Genomic DNA, 3110 nt, shown 5'->3' with positions numbered 1-3110 from the left:
AGAGCTTGCCGCGCACGGTCGTCGCCAGGGCCATCGCCAGCGGCGGGACCATGCCGGCCGCCATCACCGCGGCCATGATCTTCATCGCCGAGTCACTGGGGTTGGAGACCGCGATGCCCGCCGTGGCAGCCGGTGATCGTGTTGATGAGGTCGATCATCTCGCGGACCGAAACGCCTTCCCCGCGGCCGATGTTGAGGGTGAGGGCGCGGCCGGGGGAGGCCTGGAGGGCGCGGGCGGCGGCGACGTGGGCCTCGGCCAGGTCCACGACGTGGATGTAGTCGCGGACGGTGGTGCCGTCGGGGGTGTCGTAGTCGTCGCCGAAGATGCGCGGGGGCGCGTTCTCGGTGAGCTTCTCGAAGACCATGGGGACGATGTTGAAGACGCCGACGTCGGCGAGTTCGGGGGCGCCGGCGCCGGCCACGTTGAAGTAGCGCAGGGAGGCCGTGGAGAGGCCTGTCGCCCGGCCCGTCGCGCGGACCAGCCACTCACCCGCCAGCTTGGTCTCGCCGTACGGCGACATCGGGACGCAGGGCGTCTCCTCGGTGACCAGCTCCACGTCCGGCATGCCGTAGACGGCCGCCGAGGACGAGAAGACGAAGGACGGGACGCCGGCCGTGGTCACCGCCTCCAGGAGGACGCGGAGGCCCTCGACGTTCTCCCGGTAGTAGTGGAGCGGCCGGCCCACCGACTCGCCCACCTGCTTCTTCGCCGCCAGGTGGACGACTCCGGTGACCTCCTGGTCGGCGAGGGTGCGGGCCACCCGTTCCGCGTCCAGGGTCGAACCCACCACCAGGGGTACGCCCTCGGGCACGCGCTCGGCGATGCCGGTGGACAGGTCGTCGTAGACGACCGCCTGTTCGCCCGCCTCGGTCATCGCCCTCACTACGTGCGCCCCGATGTAGCCGGCGCCGCCGGTGATCAGCCAGGTCATGTGCGGCCGTCCCCTCCGTCACTGGATGTCGTTCGACCCGTGCGGGTGCGTCCCCCGCGCGCTTCGGGCCTCAGTCAATCAGGCGCCGGAGTGTGCCGAGGTCAACGGCTGGGACTCCCCGTAGGGGCCGGGGGACTGCACGCGCGTGCGTGCGATCGCCGGGAGCGGCCGCGACGACCGCCACAGGCGGACGAAGGAGAGGACGGCCGCGGCGGCCAGCAGACCGTTGCGTACGACCATCAGGGCGCAGCCCGTCCAGGTGCTGTGGATGACGTCGCCGTACAGGACGGGGAACTCGACGGAGCTGACCGCGGTCGCCGCCACGATCAGCGCGGCCACCGCGCGCTGTGTCGTGTGCCGCGAGGTCAGACAGACGGCGGCCAGGCCGAGCAGCCAGATCATGTACTGGGGGCTGATGACCCGGCTGGTCACGGTGAACAGCAGGACGGCGCTCAGCGCGGCGTCGTACGGCGTCGCGTCGGTCCAGCGGCGGGCGCGGATCCGCCACCACAGCAGCAGCCCGAAGGCGACCGCCGTGAGCGCGAGGGAGGCGTCGGCGACCGTGGAGACGTACGGCCCCGTGAACTCCATCGCGCCGTACCGATAGTGCACCTGGCCCGGCCAGCCGGCGTGGGTCGCCAGGCCGAGCAGCGTGCCGCCGAGTGACTCGATCTGTACGCCCCGGCCGCCCTGTTGGCGCAAGAAGGCGAAAGGATTGTTGAACAAGACCACGAGAGACATGAGCGACAAGGCTCCCGTCCCCACCGCCCACGACCACACCGACCGCGTCGTCCGCCCCCTCGGCATCCCCAGCAGCACCAGCGCCGGCCACACCTTCACCAGCGCGCCCAGCGCCGCGAACGCGCCGCACACACGCGTGGAGCGCGACAACGTCAACAGGGAGATGACGGCGAACGCCGTGACCTGCACGTCGTAGCGGACGAGGGGCATGTGCAGGAGGAGGGGGAGGCAGGCGATCCAGTACGCGGCGCCGCGCAGGCTGTGGCCGGGGCGGGTGCCCGCGCGGGCGAGCGTCAGGGTGATCAGCGCGTCGGTCGCGAGGGTGAGGACGACGAACGCCTGGAAGTACGTCAGGTCCGGCAGCAGCGCGGGGGCCAGGAGTACGGGGCCGGCGCCCGGCGGGTACTGCCACAGCGGGTCGTGCGCCGGGAACGCGCCGTGCGACAGGACGCCGTACCAGTGGTGGTACAGGCGCCACACCTCCCGCGCGACCCCGCCCCGGCCGAGCAGGGGCAGGTCGTTGTGCGCGAGGAGGAGCAGCATTCCGGCGCGGGTGGCGAGCCAGGCGAGGGTGAGGGCGAGGACGCGGTGTCTGCGGGCGGCGTTCATCACGGCGGATCGTAAGCCGGGTGAATGCCGCAGGAATGCTAATACACCGTCAATCGTCGGTAAGAGCTTGCTAACAGTACAAAATCAGCCAGGTGGACAGCCAAGGTGAGGGTGAGTACAGGCACGGGCGACGGACCCGTGCGGGGGGCGTCGCCGTGGTCGTGCCGGTGGTCGTCATGCTCGCGCTGGGGCTGTGGGGGCTCGACCGCGGCGGGATGTGGGGCGACGAGGGCGTCACCTTCCTGGTCGGACGGCGCACGGTCCCGCAGATCTGGCACCTGCTGCACGGTGTCGACGCCGTGCACGGCCTGTACTACCTCCTCATGCACGCCGTCCTCGCCGTCCACCCCGGCGAGGTGGCCCTCCGCCTGCCGTCCGTGTGCGGCGCGGCGGCGACGGCGGGCCTGGTCGCGGCCCTCGGCGTCCGCCTGGCCCGCCCCAGGATCGGCCTCTGGGCCGGCCTCCTCTACGCGATCACCCCGCTGACCGGCCACTACGCCCAGGAGGGCCGCTCCTACGCCCTCGTCGCGGCGGGCGTGGCCGGGGCGACACTGCTCCTGGTGCGGGCACTGGAAGGACAGTCCTGGTGGCCGTACGGCGCCGTCATCGCCGTGACCTTTCTGCTGCACGAGTTCGCGGTCCTGGTGCTCTGCGCGCACGCGCTGACGCTGGCGGCGGCGCGGGCGCCCAGGGCGGCGTGGTCCGGCAAGAGCACGCTGATGCACTGTGCCGCCGGGCTCGACTCCCCGACGTCGGGCAGTGTCCGTATCGACGGTCACGAGATCGCCGGGCTGAACGAGACCAAGCGCACCCAACTGCGGCGTGAGC

2 protein-coding genes and 1 pseudogene are annotated in these 3110 nt (G+C 71.8%); 1 reads left to right on the top strand and 2 read right to left on the bottom strand.

Going from position 1 to position 3110, the window contains the following annotated elements; genetic code table 11:
- Positions 1–128: 128 nt before the first annotated feature.
- Positions 129–932 (bottom strand): annotated as a pseudogene (galE, locus tag ACNFOC_RS52645) (UDP-glucose 4-epimerase GalE); the annotation flags it as partial.
- Between the two features lie 78 nt (positions 933–1010).
- Entirely contained in the window at positions 1011–2282 is a 1272-nt protein-coding gene (locus ACNFOC_RS52640; protein ID WP_416966064.1) for a glycosyltransferase 87 family protein, read from the bottom strand.
- A gap of 176 nt (positions 2283–2458) precedes the next feature.
- Here ACNFOC_RS52640 and ACNFOC_RS52635 point away from each other — a divergent pair.
- On the top strand, positions 2459–3110 hold a 652-nt coding region (locus ACNFOC_RS52635; protein WP_416966065.1), incomplete at its 3' end, for a glycosyltransferase family 39 protein.

The sequence above is a fragment of the Streptomyces colwelliae genome (genome assembly GCF_048158785.1).
Lineage (GTDB): Bacteria > Actinomycetota > Actinomycetes > Streptomycetales > Streptomycetaceae > Streptomyces.
This window is presented reverse-complemented; position numbering and strand designations above follow the sequence as displayed.